Origin of the sequence: Clostridium sp. DSM 8431 (assembly GCF_900116755.1) — a bacterium.
Taxonomy (GTDB): Bacteria; Bacillota; Clostridia; order Clostridiales; family Clostridiaceae; genus Clostridium.
The window spans coordinates 1-6,098 of sequence record NZ_FPBY01000193.1 but is presented as its reverse complement, the minus strand read 5'-3'; the positions used below and the strand labels follow the sequence as shown (position 1 = coordinate 6,098).

Genomic DNA, 6,098 nt, shown 5'->3' with positions numbered 1-6,098 from the left:
CAAAGATAAAGATATTATTCTCCTATTATTCATAATTTCACAAAATAAAGTCGTAATCTGCTTTATACGCAATTTATTATCTATAATATACATTTTAAGTAAACCTTTAAATAATTCAAATAACAAAGTGGCTGATGCCACGCTTTTCAGTGCAGGAGGCAGCTTTGTTAGCCTAAAAAAAGTTCTAAAAGTAAAATAATTTCATATTAAAATACAATTTAATTATTTTGCTTTTAGGTTCTTTTGCGGCCTACAATTATTTTTTAATGCATTTGACAACTTCCATATGAGAAAGCCAGTCAAAATCAGTGTTTAACATAAAAAAATTTTATACTTTCTTATGCATTAAAAACAGCCCTAAGATAAATCAAAGGGCCATCTTTCTCTATATTCATTTATTTATAATCTGGTTCAATCAAACCATAATCTCCGTCTTTTCTTTTATACATTACGCTTACCCTATTTGTATCAGCATCTTGATATACGAAGAAATTATGTCCTAAAAGTTCCATTTGTAAAATGGCTTCTTCACTTGACATTGGCTTAACATTAAAGCTTTTTGTTTTTACAACTTTCTTATCTTCTTCTAAACTTTCATCTACTTCTTTAGGATTAAATGATGAATATCTTAATGAGCCTCCTGAATTTCTCTTTGCAAGCTTTGTCTTTTGTTTTCTTATTTGTCTCTCTAATTTATCCTCAACTAAATCAATAGACTTGTACATATCCTCGGTACTTTCTTCTCCTCTTAAAATAACTCCATTAAAAGGAATAGTAACTTCTACAATCTGTCTATTCTTTTGAACACTTAGCGTTGCTCTTGCCTCAATATTAGGTTCAAAATATCTATCTAGTTTAGATATCTTTTTTTCTACACTTTCCTTTAACGCAGGTGTTAATTGAATATTTTTTGCTACTACTGTTACTTTCATAATTCCAGCCCCTCTCATATGTTAATTAATAGATTATTTTCTATTGACTACATTCTACTCCCTTTTTATATTAAATACAATAGCTTGTCATTCAATTGACAGAATATTATGTATATTTATCTTTTTATTTCTTATTTTTCCTCGTATTTGCTCATTATCACATTTTTTACTTAATATTTTGACTTATAAAAATAAAGCAGAAGCTTAATAAAAGCTTTCTGCCTAATCTATAATAAAACTAAAATATTCCTTTTAACATAAAGCTAGCTGACCTGGTTTTTGACCCCACACTCGCCTGCTGGAACTTTCGCTACCCGGACTTAACCTCTCACTACTAACCCTCTCAGTTTAAAAACTGGCAGGACTTACTTCTATACCGCACCATGCTCACTAGAACTTTGTCTAGGTTACGTGGATCGTTTCGCCTGCGACTGGCATCGACTTTCAACCACAGACCTAGCTTTATACTATAATTATATATAAGTTTTAGCTATAGTCAATGTATTTATTTGTAAGACTCCACTTAATTTTAACATTTTCTTTGCTTCTCTAAGGGTAGCCCCCGTTGTTATAACATCATCGATTAATATAATTTTCTTTCCAAGTATATCCTCTTTATTTATTATTTCAAACGCTCCAATTAGATTTTCTTTTCTTTCTTTTTTGCTCAATGTTTTCTGATCTTTTGTTTCACGTACCTTCTTTAAAGTATTAATTACCTTATAATTATTTCTAAAAGCAATTTCTCTAGCTAAATACTCACATTGATTAAATCCTCTTTTTTTCATTGTTTTAGAGCTTACAGGTATAAATGTTAAAATATATTCATTATCAAATGCCTTTATTTTTTCTTCTAGGAGTTCTACTAAAATATCACCGGCATTAAAATCTTTTTCAAATTTAAATTTTAAAATCAATTGTTTTAATACTCCTTTATAGTAGCCTATACTTTCTTCATTTTCTTCACATCTAACAATACTATTTCTACATTTTACACATATACCTTCAGCAGGACTTCCACATATCAAACATTTATTATCTTTAGGATATAATAGCTCTAAGACCCCCTTTATAATAACCTTAAAAATTGTTTTAATTTTTTCTTTCATATGACTTATTAAAATTACTACTTATAACTATAAGTAGACTTCTTTTTAAAAAACCTCCATACTATTTGTTATTATAAATATTGACTCAATCTTATAATTTCATACCTAAAATTTATACTAAAGATTCATTATCTAAAAGATCTTTTATTCTTATCTCTAAACTTGAAAATCTTTCACTACTATTAATATTAGAAACCATATATTGAAGGGCTCTAGGATACCCAACAACTGTTACTAATTCTTTAGCACGTGTTATACCTGTATATAAAAGATTTCTATTCATTAAAAAAGGTGATCCCATAAAGGCTGGAATGATAACTACTTTAAATTCACTTCCTTGGCTTTTATGAATTGTAATAGCATATGCAAGTTCAAGTTCATCTATACTTTCAGAATCATAAATAACCTTTTTATCATCATCAAATATAACAGTAACTATTTTTTCATCTTCACTTATGCTTTGAATGAATCCCATATCTCCATTAAAAACACCTTCACCTTCCACACTGTCTCCACCACTAAGTAATGTCCACTTTAATATATAGTTATTTTTAGTCTGCATAACCTTATCTCCTTCTCTAAAAATCATATTTCCTTGTCTTTTTTCTTTTTTAGAATTAGAAGGTGGATTTAATATTTCCTGAAGTTTTTCATTTAAATTAATAATACCTAAAGTTCCTTTTTTCATAGGACTCAAAACTTGAATATCTCTTTTTTTATCCCACTTCTTATTAAAGTTTGGAAGACGTCTATTAGCAAGATCTACAACTGTATTTAATATCCCATCCATATCCTCATTTCTTATAAAATAAAAATCTTTATCCTTCTGATTTAAATGAGGCATTTCACCATTATTAATTCTATGAGCGTTAGTAATTATTAAACTTTCTGCTCCCTGTCTAAATATTTCTTTAAGTACCACTACCTTTATAAGACCACTGTTTATTAAATCTCTTAAAACATTACCAGCCCCTACAGACGGTAACTGATCTACATCTCCAACTATTATAAGCCTTGTTCCCATCCTTATTGCCTTTAATAAATTATGCATTAGGAATACATCTATCATAGATGCCTCATCAATAATAATTACATCTCCATCTAATGGTTCATCAGCCTCTACTAAAGCTTCATCATCATTATCTTCTCCTGCTGTTATATCTAAGAGTCTATGTATAGTCTTTGCTTCTCTTCCTGTAGATTCTGTCATTCTTTTAGCTGCTCTTCCTGTTGGTGCTGCAAGTAAGACTTTCATACCTTGATTTTCATATATATCAATAATTGCTTTAATTATAGTTGTTTTTCCTGTTCCAGGTCCTCCTGTTATAATCTCAATTCCATTTGTAAAAGCTCCTACTATAGCTTCTTTTTGAGACTGAGCAAAATTTATGTTATGTTTTCTTTCAAAATTGCTAATTTCAAATTCCACATCAGTATTTATAGTTTGATAATTTTGCAAAGATAACTTTGCAATTCTTTCTGTTATTCCAAGTTCACTATAATAATATATAGGAATAAATACAGCTTCTATTTCTTTTATTTTTTGTATAATAAGTTTTCCTTCTAATGATAAATTATAAATATTTCCTTCAATTAATTCCTTATCTACATTTAATAGTTCTACAGTTTCTTCTATGACCTTTTCCTTAGGCATATATGTGTTTCCAGCAGCACAAAATCTTGAAATTACAAACTCTATTCCACTTTTTATTCTCTCTTCAGATTCTCTATCTACCCCAATTAAAGTAGCCAATCTGTCAGCTGTTGTAAACCCTATTCCTTTAATTTCACCACATAATATATAAGGATTTTTTTTAACTATTTCTTTAGCATCAGATCCAAAACGTTTATATATTTTTAAACATTGATTATGACTGATTCCATGTCCCTGAAAGAATATTATTATATCTTTCAAATCATGTTGTTCTAAATAAGATTCACATATTATACTAAATTTCTTTTCTCCTATGCCTTCAACTTCTTTAAGTCTATTTATATCATTATCCATTATATTTAATGTTTCTTTTCCAAAATGACTTATTATCTTTCTTGCCGTAATAGGACCAATTCCTCTTATAACTCCTGATGATAAATATTTTTCTATACCATCTATAGTGTCAGGAATAATTTCTTCACATTTTTGAATGCCAAACTGTTTTCCAAACTGCTTATGTTCTTTCCATTCTCCTGTTAACTTCAACTGTTGCCCTTCATTTATAAATGGAACTGTTCCAACTGCAGTAATTGTCCTACCATTACTATTAATTTTTACTACTACATATCCAGTATCTTCACTTTTAAAAACAATTCCTTCTACAAATCCTTTTACGACATCCATATTATCTCTCCATATCTTAAACTTCTTATATATTTTCTATAATTTATATTATATCATAGGCATAAAATCTATTTTTAATACAATAATACTCAAACTTTTCTAAACGCAAAAAAGCACCTGATAAAAATCAGATGCTTTTTTGTGTTTATTATACAAACTTTTTAATTTCTTCAACCTTATCAAGTTGTTCCCAAGGAAGCTTAACATCAGTTCTTCCAAAGTGACCATAAGCAGCTGTTTGCTTATATATAGGTCTTCTTAAATCTAAGTCTCTGATGATTGCTCCTGGTCTTAAATCAAATACCTTTTCAACTATTGAAACAATTTCTTCTTCACTAAGTTTTCCTGTTCCAAATGTATCAACTTCTATTGAAACTGGTTTTGCAACACCAATTGCATAAGCTAATTGTATTTCTACCTTTTCAGCTACTCCTGCAGCTACTAAGTTCTTAGCAACCCATCTTGCTGCATATGCTGCTGATCTATCAACCTTTGTTGGATCTTTTCCTGAGAAAGCTCCACCGCCGTGTCTTCCCATACCACCGTATGTATCAACAATTATCTTTCTTCCTGTTAAACCTGAATCTCCTTGAGGTCCACCTACAACAAATCTACCAGTTGGGTTGATGTAGTATTTTGTTTCAGCATCTAAGAATTCAGCTGGAATAACTTCATTTATTACATATTGTTTTAAATCTTTTTCGATTTGTTCTAATGTAACATCTTCATCATGTTGAGTTGAGATTACTATAGCATCAATTCTCTTTGGCTTATCATTTTCATATTCAACAGTTACTTGAGTCTTACCATCTGGTCTTAAGTATTTTAAAGTTCCATTTTTTCTAACTTCAGTTAATCTTCTTGATAATCTATGAGCCATTGCTATTGGCATTGGCATAAATTCTGGTGTTTCATTAGTTGCATAACCAAACATCATACCTTGATCTCCAGCACCAACTGCTTCAACATCATCTTGTTCACCATTTCTATGTTCTAGAGCTTCATCTACTCCCATAGCTATATCTCTTGATTGTTCATCAATGCTTGTTAATACTGAACATGTATCACAATCAAAACCATATTTCGCTCTATCATAACCTATTTCTCTTACTGTTTCTCTTACAACTTTAGGAATATCCACGTAACAGTTTGTAGTTATTTCTCCCATAACCATAACCATACCTGTTGTTGTACAAGTTTCACATGCTACTCTTGCATTTGGGTCCTTCGCTAATATTGCGTCTAATACTGAATCTGATATCTGATCACAAATTTTGTCAGGATGTCCTTCAGTAACAGATTCTGACGTAAATAATCTTTTCATTCTTTCTATCCCTCCTGTTTTTTTGCAATAAAAAAACTCTTCATGAGAAGAGACCAAAAATACTAGTCTCTCATCTTGTAGAACTAAATCTACAGGAATTGGCACCTTGTTACAGAAACAGGTTGCCGGGTTTCATTGGGCCCTTTCCCTCCACCTCTCTTGATAAGAGTTTAAATATTCAACTACTTTACTATATTATCATACATATATATAATATTCAACAAAAAACAAATTTTTTCTCATTTTTTGTAAATCATTACATATATAAATTGCTATAAAAAAAAGCAAGTATACTTGCTTTTTAAAATGGTGGATGAGGATGGATTCGAACCATCGAAGCAACTTGCAACAGATTTACAGTCTGCCCCCTTTGGCCACTCGGGAACTCATCCATA

General features: G+C 30.1%; 5 protein-coding genes, 1 tRNA gene and 1 riboswitch. Of the genes, 1 reads left to right on the top strand and 5 read right to left on the bottom strand.

What is annotated here, in order from left to right; all coding sequences use genetic code 11:
- A partial coding sequence (locus BM384_RS18015) for a hypothetical protein (protein ID WP_207650735.1) occupies nt 1-199 on the top strand: 199 nt, incomplete at its 5' end.
- A gap of 196 nt (nt 200-395) precedes the next feature.
- Here BM384_RS18015 and raiA read toward each other — a convergent pair.
- The 5 genes from raiA to BM384_RS14805 all read right to left on the bottom strand — a co-directional run bounded on the left by raiA (nt 396) and on the right by BM384_RS14805 (nt 6,095).
- Nucleotides 396-932, bottom strand: coding sequence for a ribosome hibernation-promoting factor, HPF/YfiA family (gene raiA / locus BM384_RS14825; RefSeq protein WP_090014735.1), 537 nt, complete (start codon nt 930-932; stop codon nt 396-398).
- Nucleotides 933-1,405: 473 nt separating this feature from the next.
- The gene (locus tag BM384_RS14820) at nt 1,406-2,041 is read right to left on the bottom strand and encodes a ComF family protein (RefSeq protein WP_090014733.1); all 636 of its coding nucleotides are present in this window, start codon (nt 2,039-2,041) and stop codon (nt 1,406-1,408) included.
- 112 nt (nt 2,042-2,153) lie between these two features.
- On the bottom strand, nt 2,154-4,379 hold the full coding sequence (locus BM384_RS14815) for an SF1B family DNA helicase RecD2 (protein WP_090014731.1): 2,226 nt from the start codon (nt 4,377-4,379) through the stop codon (nt 2,154-2,156).
- A gap of 148 nt (nt 4,380-4,527) precedes the next feature.
- Complete coding sequence (gene metK, locus BM384_RS14810; protein WP_090014729.1) at nt 4,528-5,703, bottom strand: methionine adenosyltransferase; 1,176 nt, start codon at nt 5,701-5,703, stop codon at nt 4,528-4,530.
- 67 nt (nt 5,704-5,770) lie between these two features.
- Nucleotides 5,771-5,872, bottom strand: a riboswitch (SAM riboswitch).
- A gap of 138 nt (nt 5,873-6,010) precedes the next feature.
- Nucleotides 6,011-6,095: transfer RNA gene (locus BM384_RS14805), tRNA-Tyr, on the bottom strand.
- Nucleotides 6,096-6,098: the final 3 nt, after the last annotated feature.